Origin of the sequence: Leptolyngbya sp. FACHB-321 (assembly GCF_014695975.1) — a bacterium.
Lineage (GTDB): Bacteria > Cyanobacteriota > Cyanobacteriia > Leptolyngbyales > Leptolyngbyaceae > Stenomitos.
In genome coordinates, this window is sequence record NZ_JACJPI010000078.1 from 79,857 (window position 1) to 97,731 (window position 17,875).

General features: G+C 50.0%; 15 protein-coding genes. 8 read left to right on the top strand and 7 right to left on the bottom strand.

The window, feature by feature from the left end:
• Positions 1-20: 20 nt before the first annotated feature.
• The 3 genes from H6F76_RS23070 (at position 21) to H6F76_RS23080 (ending at position 4,218) form a co-directional block, all read left to right on the top strand.
• Positions 21-2,435, top strand: a complete 2,415-nt coding sequence (locus H6F76_RS23070) for a PAS domain S-box protein (RefSeq protein ID WP_190511798.1) — start codon at positions 21-23, stop codon at positions 2,433-2,435.
• Positions 2,392-2,835 carry a response regulator gene (locus tag H6F76_RS23075; RefSeq protein ID WP_190448740.1) on the top strand — a complete coding sequence of 148 codons (444 nt, stop codon included), beginning with the start codon at positions 2,392-2,394 and terminating at the stop codon, positions 2,833-2,835. Before H6F76_RS23070 ends, H6F76_RS23075 begins: the two co-directional genes overlap by 44 nt.
• A 186-nt stretch (positions 2,836-3,021) precedes the next feature.
• Positions 3,022-4,218, top strand: coding sequence for an ATP-binding protein (locus H6F76_RS23080; RefSeq protein ID WP_190511800.1), 1,197 nt, complete (start codon positions 3,022-3,024; stop codon positions 4,216-4,218).
• A gap of 223 nt (positions 4,219-4,441) precedes the next feature.
• On the opposite strand, the gene H6F76_RS23085 is transcribed toward H6F76_RS23080, so the two are convergent.
• Complete coding sequence (locus H6F76_RS23085; protein WP_242036811.1) at positions 4,442-5,002, bottom strand: porin family protein; 561 nt, start codon at positions 5,000-5,002, stop codon at positions 4,442-4,444.
• 306 nt (positions 5,003-5,308) lie between these two features.
• On the opposite strand from H6F76_RS23085, the gene H6F76_RS23090 reads away from it, so the two are divergent.
• Together H6F76_RS23090 and H6F76_RS23095 are read left to right on the top strand one after the other, a co-directional pair.
• Positions 5,309-7,189 carry a tetratricopeptide repeat protein gene (locus H6F76_RS23090; protein WP_190511802.1) on the top strand — a complete coding sequence of 627 codons (1,881 nt, stop codon included), beginning with the start codon at positions 5,309-5,311 and terminating at the stop codon, positions 7,187-7,189.
• A gap of 253 nt (positions 7,190-7,442) precedes the next feature.
• Entirely contained in the window at positions 7,443-7,865 is a 423-nt protein-coding gene (locus tag H6F76_RS23095; protein ID WP_190448743.1) for a hypothetical protein, read from the top strand.
• Positions 7,866-8,044: 179 nt separating this feature from the next.
• On the opposite strand, the gene H6F76_RS23100 is transcribed toward H6F76_RS23095, so the two are convergent.
• From H6F76_RS23100 to H6F76_RS23115, 4 genes are all read right to left on the bottom strand, one after another.
• Positions 8,045-8,425 carry a hypothetical protein gene (locus tag H6F76_RS23100; protein ID WP_190511804.1) on the bottom strand — a complete coding sequence of 127 codons (381 nt, stop codon included), beginning with the start codon at positions 8,423-8,425 and terminating at the stop codon, positions 8,045-8,047.
• A gap of 261 nt (positions 8,426-8,686) precedes the next feature.
• Complete coding sequence (petD, locus tag H6F76_RS23105) at positions 8,687-9,169, bottom strand: cytochrome b6-f complex subunit IV (protein WP_190511806.1); 483 nt, start codon at positions 9,167-9,169, stop codon at positions 8,687-8,689.
• Positions 9,170-9,268: 99 nt separating this feature from the next.
• Positions 9,269-9,937, bottom strand: coding sequence for a cytochrome b6 (petB, locus tag H6F76_RS23110; protein WP_190448746.1), 669 nt, complete (start codon positions 9,935-9,937; stop codon positions 9,269-9,271).
• Between the two features lie 152 nt (positions 9,938-10,089).
• Positions 10,090-10,302, bottom strand: coding sequence for a hypothetical protein (locus H6F76_RS23115; RefSeq protein ID WP_190511808.1), 213 nt, complete (start codon positions 10,300-10,302; stop codon positions 10,090-10,092).
• 1 nt (position 10,303) lies between these two features.
• Between H6F76_RS23115 and ctpA the strand changes: the two genes are divergently transcribed.
• From ctpA to H6F76_RS23130, 3 genes are all read left to right on the top strand, one after another.
• Positions 10,304-11,560 carry a carboxyl-terminal processing protease CtpA gene (gene ctpA, locus H6F76_RS23120; protein ID WP_190448748.1) on the top strand — a complete coding sequence of 419 codons (1,257 nt, stop codon included), beginning with the start codon at positions 10,304-10,306 and terminating at the stop codon, positions 11,558-11,560.
• On the top strand, positions 11,550-12,800 hold the full coding sequence (locus H6F76_RS23125; protein ID WP_190511810.1) for an HD domain-containing protein: 1,251 nt from the start codon (positions 11,550-11,552) through the stop codon (positions 12,798-12,800). Before ctpA ends, H6F76_RS23125 begins: the two co-directional genes overlap by 11 nt.
• A 902-nt stretch (positions 12,801-13,702) precedes the next feature.
• Entirely contained in the window at positions 13,703-16,297 is a 2,595-nt protein-coding gene (locus H6F76_RS23130) for a GAF domain-containing protein (RefSeq protein ID WP_190511812.1), read from the top strand.
• A gap of 120 nt (positions 16,298-16,417) precedes the next feature.
• Here the strand turns inward: H6F76_RS23130 and H6F76_RS23135 are convergent, their stop codons facing one another.
• Both H6F76_RS23135 and H6F76_RS23140 read right to left on the bottom strand, forming a co-directional pair.
• On the bottom strand, positions 16,418-17,356 hold the full coding sequence (locus H6F76_RS23135) for a serine hydrolase (RefSeq protein WP_190511814.1): 939 nt from the start codon (positions 17,354-17,356) through the stop codon (positions 16,418-16,420).
• 20 nt (positions 17,357-17,376) lie between these two features.
• Complete coding sequence (locus tag H6F76_RS23140) at positions 17,377-17,841, bottom strand: GNAT family N-acetyltransferase (RefSeq protein ID WP_190511816.1); 465 nt, start codon at positions 17,839-17,841, stop codon at positions 17,377-17,379.
• Positions 17,842-17,875 lie beyond the last annotated feature (34 nt).

Below are 17,875 nucleotides of genomic sequence, written 5' to 3' on the forward strand. Positions count from 1 at the left end.
GCTGAACGGGAACCGCTGCCATGAAACGACAGGCTGAGAAACTGGTTGCAGGCGGTTTTGTTCTGGCACTGCTTGTACTGGGTGGGGTGGCTACAGGTTCCTACTTGAGCGTCCAAAGACTAATTGCGAGTCGGCAATGGGTTGAGCATACCTATGAAGTGCTGCAAGGGCTAGACAAAATCTTTGACGGTAACATCACAGTTGCAAGTGGGCGTTACGGCTACGTAGTCAGCCGCAAAGAGACCTACTTAGCTGATTACAAAGCTGGGCTAGAGAGAACCGGACAGGGCATTCGAGAGGTTCGACGGTTAACGAGCGATAACCCACAGCAACAGCAACAACTCACAGTACTGGAGCAGGTGATTGCAAAACGCATTAACCTGTCTCAACAATCGATCGCCCTGGTACAAAAGGGGCAGTCAAACGAAGCAAGGCAAGCTTCGTTTGCTAAGGAAAACTTGCTGCTGGGTCAAGAAGTGCAACGCTTGGTCAACAGCATGAAAAACGAGGAACGCCAACTGTTGCAGCTACGTAAAGCGGCGACAGATGACAGTGTGCAGCAGGCAATTAGAATCAATGGGTCTGGCTACCTTTTAAGTTTCAGTCTGCTGATGGGGGTCTTTTTGCTGCTCCATTTGCAAATTCGCATTCGCCAGCGCGCTGAAGCCGCCTTGCAAACATACGCAGAAGAGATTTACGACCTTTATAATCAGTCTCCCTGCGGCTACCACTCTTTAGATGCGACAGGTACGTTTAGCCGCATCAATGATACTGAGCTAAGTTGGCTAGGCTATACCCGTGATGAAGTCTTACACAAGCTGAAGTTTAGTGATTTGGCAACACCCGACAGTGCGCTAGCGTTTCAGGAACACTTTTCCAAGTTCAAGCAGCAAGGTTGGATCAGTGATATTGAGTTTGAACTGGTTCGCAAAGATGGCACCATTCTGCCCGTTAGCTTGAGCGCCACTGCGATTAAAGGCTCAGAGGGTGATTTTTTGATGAGCCGATCAACGTTGTTTGATATCACCGATCGCAAACGTGCCCAGACAGCCCTGCAGCAAGCAAATGAGCAATTAGAAGCAAGAGTACAGGAGCGCACAGCCGCACTCTCTCAGGTAAACGCACTACTCCATAGCGAACTGCTTGAGCGCAAGCAAGTAGAGCAGGCACTTTTAGAGAGCGAAAAGCAACTTCGCACTATCACCAATGCGCTGCCCGTCCTGATTGCTTACATTGATGTCGACCAGCGCTTTCGCTTCCACAATCAGACGTACGAACAGTGGTTTGACTGTAGCTCGACAGACATTCAGGGACAGCACCTGAGCCAGGTATTAGGCGAGCAGGCCTATCAAAGCATTAAGCCCTATGTTAAGCATGCGCTGTCAGGTGAAACTGCTACCTACGAGAGTCTCATCACCTATAAAAATGATGAGAAGCGCTGGGTGAGTGCGACCTACTTACCTGACATTAACCAGCAGGGAGCAGTACAGGGCTACTTTGCGTTGATCGCTGACATTAATGAGCGCAAGCTAGCAGAACAAGCAATTCTGAACATGAATGAAGCGCTTGAAATAAAAGTGGAGGAACGCACAACAGCATTAAAGCAGCTAAACGACGAGCTAGTAAACTCTAACCGAGAGTTAGAACAGTTTGCCTACATTGCATCACATGATCTACAAGAGCCGCTGCGAGCCGTCATTGGGTACACCCAACTGCTGATGCAAGATTACCAGACCCACTTTGATGCTTCAGCACAGCAATACGCCGAGTACATTGTAGACGGCGGGAAGCGAATGCAGCAGTTGATCCAAGACCTGCTCCACTACTCTCGCGTTGGTACTCGTGACCTTGTGTTTGCACCCATTGACAGCAACATCGTGCTTGACCAGGTGCTCAGTAACCTACAAGTCGCGATCGCTGAACGTCAAGCGCTTGTCACCTCCGACCCACTACCAACCGTCACAGTCGACAAACTTCAGTTAACCCAACTCCTACAGAATCTGATTGGTAACGCGATTAAATTCTGTCGCGATGATGCCCCTAGGGTTCATATCAGCGCTAGGAGAGCGGAGGGAGCGGAAGCGCAGAAGGAGAAAGGGGAGCAAAGGGAGCATGAGGGAGGGGACAGCGAGAAACCCCAACTTGAAACATCATCCCACCCTTCCGAAATCACCTGGTTATTCTCTATTCACGACAATGGTATCGGCATCAAGCCGCGTTACCTTGAACGGATTTTTGAAATTTTCAAGCGGCTTCATACCCGCACAGAATTCCCTGGTACTGGCATCGGGTTAGCCGTTTGCAAGAAGATCGTCGATCGCCACGGTGGGCACATCTGGGCAGAATCACAACCAGGAACCGGAACAACTTTTTACTTCACCATTCCCTACCATGACCCTACAGCCGTTGGACACGATCGAGATTTTGCTGATTGAAGACTCTCCTAGTGATGCCCATCTCACGATCAAAAGCTTCGAGCAAGCCAAGATTGCTAACAGCCTGCACTGGGTTGAAGATGGCGAAACTGCAATGGAATACCTGCGCCAGGAGGGTGAATATGCCAATGAGGTTCGCCCCGATCTCATTGTGCTGGATTTAAACTTACCGGGTATGGATGGTCGCGAAGTGCTGGCAGAGATCAAAGCCGATCCTGACCTTAAGCGGATTCCAGTTGTGGTGCTGACTACCTCTAACAGTGAGGAGGATATCCTCCGTTCGTATAATCTCAACGCCAACTGTTATGTCACTAAACCCTTTGATGTGCGGCAATTTATGCAGGTAGTGCAGCTAATCGGCAACTTCTGGCTGGCAGCCGTCAAACTACCGCCAACCTAAGCGCTGGTCACTTTACAGAGTTTGATCAGAGTGCAGAAAGATGATAGTAAATCTACGGATGCAACACCTGTTCTATCCGGGCAAGGTAGTAGGACGAGTAGAGAGATAGCACCAAAGCCTTGCGGCAGGTTGCAACAGTATAAAAATTTTGAACGTAGCCAGCACGCTTTGCGGTGAGGCAGCCTTATGGACGAAGTATCGAAGCGTGTCCTTTTAGTAGAAGATAGCCCAACCGACGCTGATTTAATGCGCCACTTTTTTCTGCGTCTAGAGGGATTGCAATGGGAACTAATACACGTCGAGCGCCTCAGCAGTGCCATTACTGCCTGTTCTACACATACAGTTGATATTGTGCTGCTCGATCTGCGTCTGCCCGATTCTGATGAGGCAGATACTTTAGTTGATTTTCGCGCCAGTGTACCTGATGTTCCAGTCGTTGTGTTGACGATGATGGATGATGAGACACTGGCACTGCAAGCCATGGCAGGCGGAGCGCAGGATTATTTGGTCAAAGGACAAATTACACCGTCACTTTTAGCGCGATCGCTCCGGTATGGCATTGAGCGTGGGCATATTCTGAAACGCCTGCAAAACAGCGAGCAAAGTATGCTCAAAGCCTTAGAACAAGAGCAAGAACTCAATCTGCTTAAGTCAAGCTTTATCTCTATGGCATCGCATGAGTTTCGTACCCCCATGACGATGATTCGCACAGCTGTAGAACTGTTACAAAACTTCGGTGAGGATTTAACGGAAGCAAAGCGCCAGCAGTACTTTGACCGCATTAAAACAGCTATTCATCAAGTTACGCAATTGCTGGATGAAGTCTTACTATTGGGCAGCACCGAAGCTGGCTTGCGTTATCGACCAGAACCCGTTGACCTGGTAAAGCTTTGTACTGGGATTACTGAAGACTTACAGTTTAGTCACAGTGACAGTCATACCATCATGTTTACCCCTCAAGGTAACTGCTCTAATGTAGTGATGGATGCTGCTTTGCTGCGGCATATTCTCACAAACTTACTTTCCAACGCCTTCAAGTATTCGCCGGAGGGAGGCGACATTCAGTTCAAGCTCTGCTGCGAAAATGGCACTGCAACCTTTCAGATCCAAGACCAGGGCATTGGTATCCCCGTCAAAGACCAAACACATCTGTTTGAAACGTTCTATCGCTGTGGTAACGTGGGCAGCATCCAGGGCACAGGGTTAGGGCTGGCGATCGTCAAAAAGTGCGTGGAGTTGCACCAGGGACGGATTCAGGTTTGCAGCGACAAAGGGATGGGCACGACCTTTACAGTAGCGTTGCCATTGGAGCCACGATCGCTTAACCCTGCCAAACCCAAAACATCTGAGCAATCACCCAAATCAATAGTCAGCCGCGCTTAGTTGCGCTCCAATGTTGCTGCATCTAAATTGACCCTTGATTCAAAAAGCTAGAAGATAAGAACGTTCACATCCTTTATCACTATTTATTACTAAGGATGAAAGATCTAGCTTTTCAGATTTTTAAGCTTTGAGCACCCATGCAAGGAGATAGAGCAAGCCGTTTCAAAAACAACGGAATTACGCGTCTCACCTGCATTTAGGCTGTTAAAGACTGCTAGTAGCGTTAGAACCGTAACCCGACGCCTGCTTGAACCGATGTAGCATTATTGCCACCCTGTCGGTAGGCATCAAAAGCAATGACTGCATTACCAAAGACAACTAGCTGACTGTTAGGCAATACGTAATCAATACCGGGTTGAATCGCAAAACTGGTCTTGTTGCCTAAGGGTGTAGTGCGATCGTCATCTAGAGGCACAGCCGCACCCACACCAATATAGGCATCGGTACGCCAGTTAATCGGGAAGTCGTAGGAGACCGTTGGGACGAGCGTAGTGCGCCGACCAACCAGCGCTTGGGCTCTAATGGAAACTGGCAGCTTAAGAAACTTATAACGAGCCGCAATCACGCCGGACGTGCGACTCGGTTCACCACCTGCGTCGCCATCACTTAACCCCACTGCCACGCCTGCACCCACATAACTGCCATAAGCAGCCTGCGCCATGACGGCTGAAGAGCTAGCCAACGTGATACCAACAGCGAGTGCAGCACCACCCAGCAGCGTCAAACTGCCTTGCCAGAAGGTTGCTGTTTGCTTGTTGGAGCTGACGCGCTTGAGATGGTTCATGTGGTTACTCCTTAACGCCCACCAGCAAGGGCTTTGTGCAATGCTTCAATTTAAGCCCAGTTCTTTACTATTGAAGCACTTATTTGCCCGCTTCAGGGGATCAAAGCGGCAGCAATGTTTCATAGAAGAGAACAGGATAGCAGGATACCCATCGCCGCAGCACTAAACGGCAGTAAAGCAACAGTAAAAAGCAAGTCTTGCAGCAGTAATCATGCGTTTAGTTGTCGAGAAGTAAACAGACTTGATTAAACTAAGTGTGCTGGGCGCTGTTAGCGATCGGCGATGTCCTCCTGTCAGATTAGCGCTATGTCAGAGACGCTTCCTTCGCCCGATCGCTACCTGCAACTGCTTGATCAGATTGTGCAAATGACTCTAAAGGGCAACATTCGGTCAAAAGAACAGGTCTACCAAATGCTGGTAGAAGGGGTCAGTGTTGGCACTGGTGAACTCTTTGAGCGCTGTCTACAACAGTACGTTGATCGCGTGCAGGCACAGCTTGATGCCGAAACCAATGAGTTGAAGCAAGCAAAAGCGGCTCGCAGCCGCAGAGCACTCCAAACGATTCAGGGTGAGTGGGAGCGCTGGCAGCAACACAACCAGGCAACCGAAGCGATCGCCAGTGTCATGCAGAAAATCACCACGGCGGATGCAGCACAACGACTGCCAGAATTTTTGCGGGCGATCGACCCTAATCAGCCTCAATGCCTCAACGCGACGCAGCTTAAACAGCTTGCTAAAGTGCTTCAGCAACAGGAGGATGCCGCCAATGACAGCACCGTACAGCAAGAACTCCACCAGCTAGCAGCAGGAATCAGTCAGGGGTTAGCATCGTGGGAGCGAGTTCAAAGTCAGCTCGTTAGCTGGATTTATGACCAGGAGCAGACGCTCGGTTTTGCTAGCACGTCAGGCAAGAGCAATCCATGGACGGTATGGTCAAAGCAACTGACGCAACCCCAGTTGATCCAGCTCTTTCAGACGATCGCGCGCAACGAGTCAGTCAGCGAGTTCGTCGCGCAGATGCCCACTTTGGAGAGTAGCACCTGGGTGGAACTGGTCATTCTTTTGCAATACATCCAACAAGGGCTGGTTGCCTGGTTTGATCGCCTTGTCTATGATGCCAAAGTCGGCGCGAAGCTATCGATCTCGACCTTTCTGGCATTTTCTATCCTCTGGTCGCAACTGGCACGAGGCTTTAATCAGGCAACGGCACTTAACTCGTTCCATCAAAGCCAATTTGCGGAGGGGGCGTTCCAAATGACACTGCAAATTCTGCGATCGTTTGCCCAGCGTCCTTACTTTCCGTTGTACGGCGGTGTGTTTGCCTCTTTTCCAGGCAGCCAGCTACGAAGCGTGGTGAATTATCTCGATGAGCCACTAAAACGGGCAGAGGGTACTCAAGAAAAAGCACGCATTCTCACTCTGATCGGCTCCTCAGAACGGGCGCAAGGGCAGATCGATCGGGCAAAAGAATTTCACGATATTGCCAGAGAAATTGCAGCAGAGGCAGGCGATCGTCCCTGCGAAATCGCGAACCTTAACCACCTTAGTCGCACCTGCGTTGCTCAAAAAAACTATAGGGAGGCGATTAACTACAGTCAACGGGCACTCATTCTCAGCCGTCAGGTCGGTGATCGACTGGGCGAAGCCAATGCCCTGGTTAATCTCGGTTATGGCGAAGTTTTTCAGGCACAACAGCTGGAGCAAGCCGAAACAGAGGTCTACGAAGCCGCCATCAGCTATTTGCAGCAAGGCTTAAAGCTGGCAGAACAGATGGGCGATCGCCAAAGTCAAGCCTTTGCCTTTAACAGCCTGGGGATTGCTCATGTGGTGCTAGAACAACCGCAAACGGCGATCGACTATCTTGCTGAGGGGCTTAAAGCGGCTCAGGTTGCTGGAGATTTATACCTGCAAGGGCTGAACCTGGCATATTTGGCAGAAGCGTACTATCGGCTGCAAGACACTAGCAGAGCGGTATATACGGGCTGCTTGGGTATGTATTTCCTCGAAAGTATTGCCTCTCGTGATTGGCGACAACCCGCCGGGCTATTGACCATTCTTCAGGGACAAATGGGCGATGCCTTTGCGCCAACGCTTGCCCAACTCCGCCCTGAACTCATTGCTGCTATCGGCGTGGATGGCTACGATCACTTGCCCACGCTAATCGAGCAGTATCGGCAACCTGGGTAAAGGTTACAAGGTTTGCAAGACCCATTTGCCCCTAAGTGATAGATGTTACAGGTTGGGCTATCAGTGCCACTCAGTCAACAGGTACATTTGCCCGGCTAGTTCTGCCGTTCCTTGTAATACTAAATGTATTGCATCGTTTCATAGCATAAGACGAATTAACAGGTGACACCTTTCACTCTCTTAATTGCAATGCACTAAGCTACTGAGCGATCGCTTCATCAATGTGTTTCAGATATCGGCAGAGAGGAGTCAAATGAAAACCTTCAACTATTGGTTCGGTATACCTGTGGCACTAGCAGTCGCACTGGGAACCGCCTCACCTGCTCTTAGTCAAGCAGTCGCAATTAATTCTAGTTCACCTGCCGTTCAACTCAACGGGACATCGGGTGGTAGCCAAAAAGATAGTAAGGGCTGTGCTGGCTTCATTGCCTCGGCACCGAATCACGTCATCCAGGTGGCAGAAGATGCCAATTTGCAGTTTACATTGCAGTCCTCTGGTCAGCCTGCCTTACTAATTCGTAGTAGCTCCGGGCAGGACTTCTGCGTGCCAGCCGACAGCTACTCTAATGGTAAAGTTACTATTCCTGGACGGTGGACTAAAGGCACTTACTCGGTCTATGTTGGCGATCGTGCCAAGGGTCAACACTCTTATACACTGTCAATTTCTCGCAGCTAAACAGAGATTGCCTCAAAACTTTTAGTGCAAAGCCGAGATGTTTCGTAAAACATCCCGGCTTTGTGCTGAAAGAAAAGTTAAACACTTGACGAGTAAAGGTTGCGCTAATGCTTACTCGTTTAAGTCAACATTTTAACAGTAGGTTTAGCGCCCAACCTGAAAGACTCGCAGCTCTAGTGCTAATCCTCGATCGTTTTAGCTGACACTTCGACAGCGCTGACATCAATGGTTCCTGGTGGTGTAAGACGATTGAAGCGTCCACTCTCTACCTTCAGCGGTTCATTGCAATTGGGGCAACTGAACTCCGTTTGGTTGAGGCTAACAAACTCATACTGGCAGACCGGACAATCTGCCTGAATTAGGTTGCGCCTTAGCCACCAGCGAAAGCCAAAAAATGCAATCACAGGCGTTATCAAAATCAGCCCGACCAGGATAAAAAATGATTTAACGAGCCAGCCTAGACCGATTGCCCCTAGCAGCCAAATCACCGCAAAGGGCAAAAGGAAACGACTAACTTCGGCAAAGCCGATTTGAAAATTCTTAAAGCTATCCTGGTTCACCGCAGTCTCCTGCACAAGGTTGTTTTGAATACTCTCATCCTAATCAGAAATTGCCCCAGCGCCTAAGCAGAAACCCCCCAAAGGTTTGGGTAGAAAACCCTACTTTGAAGAAAAATCCCTTAAGCAAAAGCACTACCAGCGGCAGCTTCCAGCGTGAGGTTAAAATAATTGAACCTAAAAATAACACCTATCTAATTCCTAGTTAGCTTTAGCCAAAGCAGGAATCAAACAGGTGTTAAGAAGAGTCTAACGACGAGCGATCTAGAACAGACCGAGCGTTAGAGACTTATCAATAGGGAAAGTTGCACCAATACCTAGCCACAGTGTCACCAAAGTGCCAACGAGGAACATAGTTGTTGCCACCGGGCGACGGAACGGGTTTTGGAACTTGTTAACGTTTTCAATGAAAGGAATCACAATCAATCCCAGAGGCACTGAAGCCATAGCAACCACACCCAACAGTTTGCTGGGTACAGTACGCAAAATCTGGAATACGGGGTAGAGATACCATTCAGGCAAAATCTCTAGCGGGGTTGCAAAGGGATCAGCAGGTTCGCCAACCGCCGCTGGATCAAGCACTGCCAGACCAACGTTAAGCGCGATCGTCCCCAGAATAACGACTGGGAAGATGTAAAGCAAATCGTTGGGCCATGCAGGCTCACCGTAGTAGTTGTGTCCCATACCTTTGGCAAGCTTGGCACGCAACTGAGGATCAGATAGATCCGGCTTTTTAACCGTTGCCATATTAAAGTCACTCTCCTTTTGTTCTGAAGTCAGCAGAGGGATGGAAGCAGGTAAACAAATGTCACTAGCGTAGATAGTTAGCGCCCAAGGGAGCAACTATTACAAAGGACCAGAGATACCTTGCTTGCGAATCATCAAGAAATGCAGCAGCATGAACACTGCAATCAGCCAGGGCAAGACAAAGGTGTGAGCGCTGTAGTAACGAGTCAGAGTTGCCTGACCAACACTGGAACCACCACGGAGTAGATCAGAAATCAGTACCCCGACAACTGGAATCGCTTCAGGTACACCAGAGACGATCTTGACTGCCCAGTAACCAATCTGATCCCAAGGGAGCGAGTAGCCAGTCACGCCGAAAGAAACTGTGATAACAGCAAGGATCACGCCAGTCACCCAGGTCAACTCACGGGGCTTTTTGAAGCCGCCTGTTAGATAAACCCGGAAGGTGTGAAGCACCATCATCAAGACCATCATGCTGGCAGACCAGCGATGGATCGATCGAATCAACCAGCCAAAGCTCACTTCGTTCATGATGTACTGAACAGAGTCAAACGCTTCGGCAACGGTTGGACGATAATAAAACGTCATAGCGAACCCAGTGGCAAACTGGATGAGAAAACAAACCAGCGTAATGCCGCCCAAACAGTAAAAAATATTTACGTGGGGAGGGACATACTTGCTAGAAACATCGTCTGCAAGTGCTTGAATTTCTAGCCGCTCCTCGAACCACTGGAATGTTTTCGAGCCGGTCACCTGCTTAGTGAACATGAAGCAAGAATTCCTAAAAAAATGTATTGCTGTTCCTAAAGAATGTAACACAGACGCAGGCTGGATTTCATACGCAAAGTGAATCAGCCTCCTGTGTTAACGCGTGCCTGTGTCAGCGTCTTCCCAACTTATTGCTTCGTCTACTTGCTGGTTTAAATACTTAAGACAGGATGAAGTTTTCTAAAGCAAACCGTTGCCTGAGACAATAGTCTTGGCGATCGTTCAGCCGTTGAGAACAGTGTGATTAAAGGGTCATTATGCGGCTTTGCCGTAGGCGGTTTTTGCTCCACTCGTACCATGCCTAAAGCGATTGAACTCGTGCTATGGGTAGCAGACACTCCATTGCTGAGGTTAAGATTATTCACTATGAGTAAACATACCTCCTGGACAGGACGGCTAGTGGCTGTCCTTTTGGCAGTTTTGATAGTGCTGGGTTGGTCAGCACCGCAAGCAAACGCGCTGACTGAAGAGCAAAAGCTTTTAGCAGAAGTTTGGCGGCTGGTTGATCGCGCCTATGTTGATGACACGTTTAATCAGCAGAACTGGTGGCTGGTGCGGCAAAAGGCATTTAAGCAACCGCTGAGCGATCGTGAGCAAACATATACAGCAATCCAGAAAATGTTGGCGAGCCTGGATGATCCCTTTACGCGGTTGCTGAAGCCGGTGCAATACCGAAGCTTACAGACGAATACATCTGGCGAATTAACGGGAGTTGGGTTGCAGATTGCCTCTGACCCAGAGACTGGCAAATTGCGCGTGATTGCTCCAGTCGCTGGTTCTCCAGCCGATCGCGCAGGCATCAAGCCAGCAGATACGATTGTGAGCATTGATGGCACCTCAACTGAGGCGCTGTCCTTAGATGACGCGGCAGGACGAATGCGGGGGAAGATCGGTAGCGAGGTAATGTTGACAATTCAGCGGGAAGAGGCGCTGCTAGATTTTAAGGTTGTGCGCGATCGTATTGAACTCAACCCAGTTTATGCCGATTTGAGGTTGCAATCTACACCTGCGAATACGGATGAGCCTGCCAAAATCGGCTACATTCGCCTGAGTCAATTTAACGCCAATGCAACGGCTGAGTTTGCCCACGCGCTGACTCGTCTGGAGACGCAGGGCGCTAACGCTTACATCCTTGATTTGCGAAATAACCCTGGTGGGCTGCTGCAAGCGGGTGTTGAGATTGCCCGTCTTTGGTTGGATAAAGGGACGATCGTTTACACCGTCAATCGCCAAGGCATTCAAGGGAGCTTTGATGCGACAGAGAAGGCATTGACGCACGATCCGCTCGTCGTTTTGGTTAATCAAGGCACGGCAAGCGCTAGCGAAATTTTGGCGGGAGCCTTGAAGGATAACGGGCGCGCCACCATCCTAGGCGAAAAAACTTTTGGGAAAGGGTTGATTCAATCGCTCTTTGACCTGTCAGATGGCTCTGGTCTGGCTGTCACCGTGGCGAAGTATGAAACCCCTGGTCATATTGACATTAATAAGCAAGGTATTCAGCCCGATGTTACAGTGCCGCTTGACCCCATTACTGGCGCTCAAGTCGGTACACCCGCTGACCGCCAATACCAAGCGGCAGTAGAGCTGTTGACCACACATTCAATGGTGGCGGGTGCTGTTTAGTACTGAACGCACGTATCACGATCCGCTCCATGGAGCGATCGCACTCAACGGTAGCGATCCGATCGAAGCGGCACTTATCCGTCTTATTGATACGCCTGCCTTTCAACGGTTGCGACGGATTCGGCAGTTAGGTTCAGCCAGTCTTACCTTTCATGGAGCTGAAAGTTCACGGTTTACGCATTCGCTTGGGGTGCTGGCGATCGCGCGTCGGGCATTTGATCGTCTTGCCAGCGTCTATCCCCAACTGCAACCGTATCGTGCGGTTGTACTCTGCGCTGCGCTACTGCATGACATTGGGCATGGTCCCTTTAGCCATACAGGCGAAGAAGTTTTTGGCAGCAATCACGAACACTGGACGGGGCGCATTTTACAAGAGTCGGCGCCTATTCGGTCAGCGTTGGATACTGTAGCTCCAGACTTAACTGAGCAAATTCTCCAGGTTTATCTCAAGAAACATCCAATCCCATTAGTCTGGCAACTGGTGTCAAGCCAACTTGACTGCGATCGCCTCGATTACCTGATGCGCGACAGCTACTTTACGGGGGCATCCTACGGCAAAATAGACCTCGAGCGCATTCTCATGGCAATGCGCTACGACCCGGTCACGCAGCAGCTTGTCGTTGCCCGTAAAGGCATGACTGCCGTTGAGCATTACTTGATCGTGCGCTACTTTATGTATGCCCAGGTTTACAACCATCCTAAAAACATCGCTGCCTGTTGGGTATTGCAGCAAGCGTTTGTGCGGGCTCGTGAATGCTTACAGCAAGGCTTACTAGAAGCCGATGATACGGTCAAAGCATGGCTGACGGACAACTGCGATCGCCTACCTTTAAACCAATATCTTGCTGCAGATGATGGCGTTTTCACTTACCATCTGCAACGTTGGCAAAGTAGCACCGATGCCATTTTGAGCGATCTATGCCGACAGTTTATCGATCGCGATCTGCCCAAAACACTGGATGTCACCCATCTGGATACGAACGATCGACAGGCATTATTGCAAAGCGTCCAGCAGAGGCTCGGCACAGTGAACGGTGACGCAACTTATTATGCAGGGCTGCAAATTTCTCTAAGCCGTGGCTATACCCTTTACCAGCGTGGCATCAAGTGTCATACCGCCGCAGGCTTGCAGGAATTGAGCGACCTGTCGCCTCTGGTACAAACGCTGACTAACCCTTACGAACGGGCGTGGCTAATCTATCCACGTGCGATCGACTCAGCACTGTTGAAGACGCAGTAAGTATTGAGGACGCAGTAAGTAGAGACGCAGTAGGTTAGCGATTCGATAGCCAAACTGTACTACTTGCGCTCCAAACTGCTGAGTGCGAGGGATTGAACCTTAGATTAAATGAGCTAGCAGCCTGGACGGACTTGTCTCTAAGAAGGGGTGGAGGCTTTGCCCTCAAGGTATCCTTGCTTTTCTTTTCGCTCAAGTATTTACGAAAAAGCAGCATATAGTTCAGCCAATTAGCTGATTACTTCTTTAACGTTAATCTCTAAAATTTCGCAGGATCGTTTAGCGTGCATGAGGCTCGATTACTTAGGTTTACCCATTGAAATCAGATGCCCTTACGCAAGTAGGAAACGAGCAAAACCCTACAGAACGCAGGCTACGGATCAAGTTTCTGGCACTTTACGGTGAGCTGTTAAGTGTGTCGTCTTCACTTAAATCAACCCTTACAGCAATGGTTAAAGACATCTCCTACAGTCAATGGGTTAGACGCGCCGTTACAGCCTCTCCATGAGCACTGAATGAGCAATAAAGCGTTAAGAGCTAAAGCCTGGTCACTTAATGCTTTACTGCAACGCCTTGTCAGAGCACCTTGCTGTCGTGCTGAAGTTAGACTCTTTACCAAAAACTGTAGCTGACCGCTTGAAACTGGGTGTGATCGTCGCTCAGGTTTAGCAACTGAGGCTCTAGCTTGTGCCCAGTCTTAAGGCACTTCTCTAACATCTAGAACTTAAGCAGGATTGGCTGGCATTCCTAGCTAGGATGGGGTTGTCAAGCCCGCACGCTGGGTGCTTCAGCAGATAGCTAGGGTCTCGCCTACTGCCTAACTGCCATTGCATATCGTCTACAGAACCAGGCTTCACTTTTGCTCCTTACACTCTGGTGAAATGCAGGTTTCAACCACCCCCGCTATGCAGCAGCAGCCACTTCTTGCTCCAGATGCAACTGTACTGGAAGCAGTGCAGCAGTTGAGCCAGAATCAAAGCGGTTGTGTTTTGGTGATGAAGCAACAGCAATTGGCTGGAATTTGCACAGAGCAAGATTGTTTACGGGCGATCGCGGCGGGCGTTAATCCAGCGGCAACCACGGTTGAAGCGGTGATGACACAATCGCCGTTGACCCTCAGCCATTCTGAGACGTTAAGTACAGCTTGGCAAATGATGCAAGACCACCAAGTTGCCTATTTGCCGATCGTGAATGATCAGGGGCACGTACTGGGAGTCATAACGGAGCACAGCCTGCTTCAAGCGAGGGAAGCGGCAATCCTTGACCAGCAACAGACAAGCAGCAATCTTCAGGCATCAAATCATCGCCTGACCACCATGTTTGCAAGCATACCGGCTGGGTTCCATGCGCTTGATCGAGCCTGGCGTTTCACCCACGTTAACCAGCACGCCGAGGCACTACTTCAAAAAACGCAGCAAGAACTTTTGGGGCAAACTGTCTGGGAAGCCTTCCCCGAAGTCGTTGGGACTATTTTTGATCACGAGTTTCACCAGGCGATGGCAACGCAGGTTAGCGTTCGGTTTGAGGCATTCTACGCACCGCTCAACCGTTGGTTTGAGGTCTATGCCCATCCATCGCAGGACGGGTTATTTGTCTATTACCAGGACGTAACAGAGCGCTGCCACTTCTACAGCCAATTGCAGCTCCAGGCGCAGCGAGAACAAGCACTGAACCGCGTGATCCAGGTGATGCGGAATTCACTGGATTTAACCACCGTTTTCGAGACGGCAACGGCTGAAATCGCTCGACTGCTTCAGGCAGACCGCGCTGATGCGATCCGTTATCTGCCAGAACATTCGGTCTGGAAAATTGTGGCTGATAGTCACTCCAACCAGGTGCTGAACAATCTTGTTGGCATGGAGTTTTCTGATGATGCGAATGAGCCGATCGCCGATCTCAAGCGCTTTGCTGTTGTGCAGATTGAGGATATTGCCCAGCATCCTGATCCAACCGTGAATCAGTACGCTCAGATGCTACCGGGAACCTGGCTTTTGGTGCCGATTCACTTTGAGGCAACGCTTTGGGGTTGCCTAGCTTTGACCAGGCAGCAGCAGCAACCCTGGCAGACCTCAGAGGTTGATCTTGCCTGTGCCATTGTGGATCAATTAGCGATCGCCATCCAGCAATCTCAGCTTTATCAGCAGGTGCAACAGCTTAACGAAACGCTGGAAACCCAGGTGCAGGAACGAACTGCCCAACTCCGTAAAGCGCTTGCCTACGAGTCATTGTTGAAGCAAATTACCGATCGCGTGCGCGATAGCCTGGACGAGCATCATATTCTCCAAACAACGATGCAAGAGTTAGCGGCCGAGTTGGATGTGTTGTGCTGTGATACCGGGCTAATTGACATGGAGCGCGGCACGTTGACGATTCTCTATGAGGCAATTCGCTCAGATGTTGTAGCGGCAGCAAAGGGCACTGTGTTGTCTCTCAACACCTTGTATCCTGTAGGTCAGCAAAGATTACAGGGCGGCTGGGTGCAATTTTGCTCTCTCGCTGATCCGATCGATGTGGTGCGCCAGGTTAGCTGTCGGTTTACCATCCTGAGCTGTCTCATCACTGACGACCAGGGTGTATTAGGCGATCTATGGCTGCTTAGACCGTGTGATAAATGTTTTGAAGAACCAGAGATTCGCCTGATACAACAGGTAGCAACCCAGTGCGCGATCGCCCTGCGACAGTCGCGTCTGTATCAAGAAATTCAGGCACAGGTGGATGAGCAGGAGCAGTTAAACGACCTCAAAGACAACTTCCTCAGCTCCGTTTCTCACGAATTACGGACACCGATGTCGAATATCAAAATGGCGACTCAAATGCTGGAGATTGCCTTGAAGCAAGCAGGCACCTTTAACAATACCGTTGCCAGTGGTGACTCCAACCGCATTGCGCGCTATTTCAAGGTGCTGAAAGATGAGTCTGAGCGCGAAATTAACCTCATTAACGATCTGCTTGGTCTGTCGCAGGTGGAGTCGGGTAGTGATGCCTTAACGCTCACTACTGTCGATCTGCGAAGCTGGCTGCCTGACCTTGCTAGCGGTTTTAGCGAGCGCATGCTAAGGCAACAGCAACAGCTTGTAGTGGATGTTTCAGAGAACCTGCCGCCCTTAACAACTGATTTTAGGTATCTGAAGCGTACCGTCACCGAGCTTTTACAAAACGCCTGTAAATACACCTCGTCTCAGGAGACAATTTGCGTCTTTGCCAAAGCGATCGTCGGTGGCTTGCAAATTGGTATCAGCAACACGGGCGTTGAAATTGCTGCCAGCGAGCGCGATCGCATTTTCGAAAAGTTTTACCGCATTCCCAATGCCGATCCCTGGAGATATGGCGGCACTGGTTTAGGTCTTGCACTGGTCAAACGCTTGGTCGAACGCTTAGGAGCCAGCATCCAGGTCGAAAGCGGCGATCGCCAAACAACGTTCCTCATCACGTATGCGATCGCCAATAAGCCATCACCAGATGAAAGAGTTGCACCAATAACCAAACGCACTAATCACTAAGGAGGTTTCTGAGAAAGAATGTACCGCTTGTAGGGGCAGGTTTTGCCAGAAGCTTTGCGAATAACCGATCACGTTGGTATTAAACCTGCCCCTACGGGTATTTTGTTTGCTGGAAAGCTCCTAAAGACCAACTATTGCTGTTGCCACTTGCTGTGAGATAAACGGCAGTATTGCTTCATTCTGGCTGTGTGCAGTCCCTTCGGTAAAAACGACCAGTAAGTAGGGTCGGGCATCCGGCAATTCCACATAGGCTGCATCGTGGCGAACGCGGCTCATTAAACCCGCTTTAGACCAGAGGCGTGCATTCAGAGGTAAGCCTGCGCCCAGAAAACCAGTCACTTGATTTTCAGGGTCGGCAGCGAGGTCATTTGGGTGAAGCGATCGCCGCATAAGCTGCATCATAGAGTGCGATCGCTCTGCCGATACTGCCACCCCGCCCACAATGCTATGCAACAGCCGCGCGGTTGCAGTTGTCGTGAGCATATTGCGGTTATCCATCAACTCACCAAGAAACTCACGTTCGCGCCCATACGCCCCATCACACCAGGTTTTTTGGTTGACGTTGATGGTTTCCAACTCTGTCCACGCAAGCGATTGAAAATAGCGATTCACGATATTGCGCTGCTGCTTCCAGGTTTCAAAAGGAGCCACTGGAAGTTCGGGACCGCTCGTTGTGCCCGTCAACACATCTACAACCAGACTCGTTGCATCATTGCTGGAATCGACAATCATATCCTTCGTGGCTCGCTCCAGTTCGGTGGAGGGCTGCGCCATGCCTTGCTCTAGCCATTCGTGCAGCGCCACCAGATAAAACAACTTGACGACGCTGGCAGGGTAGATGCTCTCCACACCGCGATAGCTAAAACCACGTGGGGAGTGTTTCCAAAATTCTTCAGCACTTAAAGCACCGCCGGTGTTAACAATGGCAGGCGGATCATACACAAGCCACGTCACTGCAATCTGATTACGGGCTAAACCCGGAAACTCAGCCCAAGTTGCCTCTAGAAGGCGATCGCCCAACCCTTCTAACTGCTCATCTTTGTGAAAAAACATAGTCATCCAATGTCAGCCCGCACAAGCTACCGCTCTCTATTATCGGTGTTTGTGCCTTCAGAGCTTGCCATAAAGTAGCGATACTCATCGTCACCCGTCACTTTAAAGCCCAGTCGTTCATAGAATGCTTTCGCTGAATTCACCTTTAGCACAATCAACGTAACGGACAATTGCTGCTCAAACGCCTTGTGCATAAGCCTGCGAACCAGTTGAGTGCCCAGTCCCCGACGCTGAGCGGTTGGCAGAATGGCAAGGTAGTGGAGGAAAAGCGCATCACTCTGGTTCGCCACAGACATCATGCCAACCGCTTCTCCGCAATAACAGATGATCTCAAACGGAAACTGTTGAAAGTCTTCGTACAAAGCCGCTCTCTGTCCTGCCGCATCCCAACCCCAAAGTTGCTCGACGTAAACCTGAAACGTCTGTCGATGCACATCTGCTAAAAAGTCAAAATCCGCCTCCGTTGCGGTTCGAGTTTCAATTACATCCATATTAGGGTTGGGGACTGTAGAGCTTTTAGGAGCA

Coding starts and splice junctions, on each gene's coding strand:
- H6F76_RS23135 (WP_190511814.1), bottom strand. CDS start 17,356: ATGACTATGTTTTTTCACAAAGATGAGCAGTTAGAAGGGTTGGGCGAT.
- H6F76_RS23085 (WP_242036811.1), bottom strand. CDS start 5,002: ATGAACCATCTCAAGCGCGTCAGCTCCAACAAGCAAACAGCAACCTTC.
- H6F76_RS23080 (WP_190511800.1), top strand. CDS start 3,022: ATGGACGAAGTATCGAAGCGTGTCCTTTTAGTAGAAGATAGCCCAACC.
- H6F76_RS23095 (WP_190448743.1), top strand. CDS start 7,443: ATGAAAACCTTCAACTATTGGTTCGGTATACCTGTGGCACTAGCAGTC.
- H6F76_RS23140 (WP_190511816.1), bottom strand. CDS start 17,841: ATGGATGTAATTGAAACTCGAACCGCAACGGAGGCGGATTTTGACTTT.
- H6F76_RS23090 (WP_190511802.1), top strand. CDS start 5,309: ATGTCAGAGACGCTTCCTTCGCCCGATCGCTACCTGCAACTGCTTGAT.
- ctpA (WP_190448748.1), top strand. CDS start 10,304: ATGAGTAAACATACCTCCTGGACAGGACGGCTAGTGGCTGTCCTTTTG.
- petD (WP_190511806.1), bottom strand. CDS start 9,169: ATGGCAACGGTTAAAAAGCCGGATCTATCTGATCCTCAGTTGCGTGCC.
- H6F76_RS23070 (WP_190511798.1), top strand. CDS start 21: ATGAAACGACAGGCTGAGAAACTGGTTGCAGGCGGTTTTGTTCTGGCA.
- H6F76_RS23075 (WP_190448740.1), top strand. CDS start 2,392: ATGACCCTACAGCCGTTGGACACGATCGAGATTTTGCTGATTGAAGAC.
- H6F76_RS23130 (WP_190511812.1), top strand. CDS start 13,703: ATGCAGCAGCAGCCACTTCTTGCTCCAGATGCAACTGTACTGGAAGCA.
- petB (WP_190448746.1), bottom strand. CDS start 9,937: ATGTTCACTAAGCAGGTGACCGGCTCGAAAACATTCCAGTGGTTCGAG.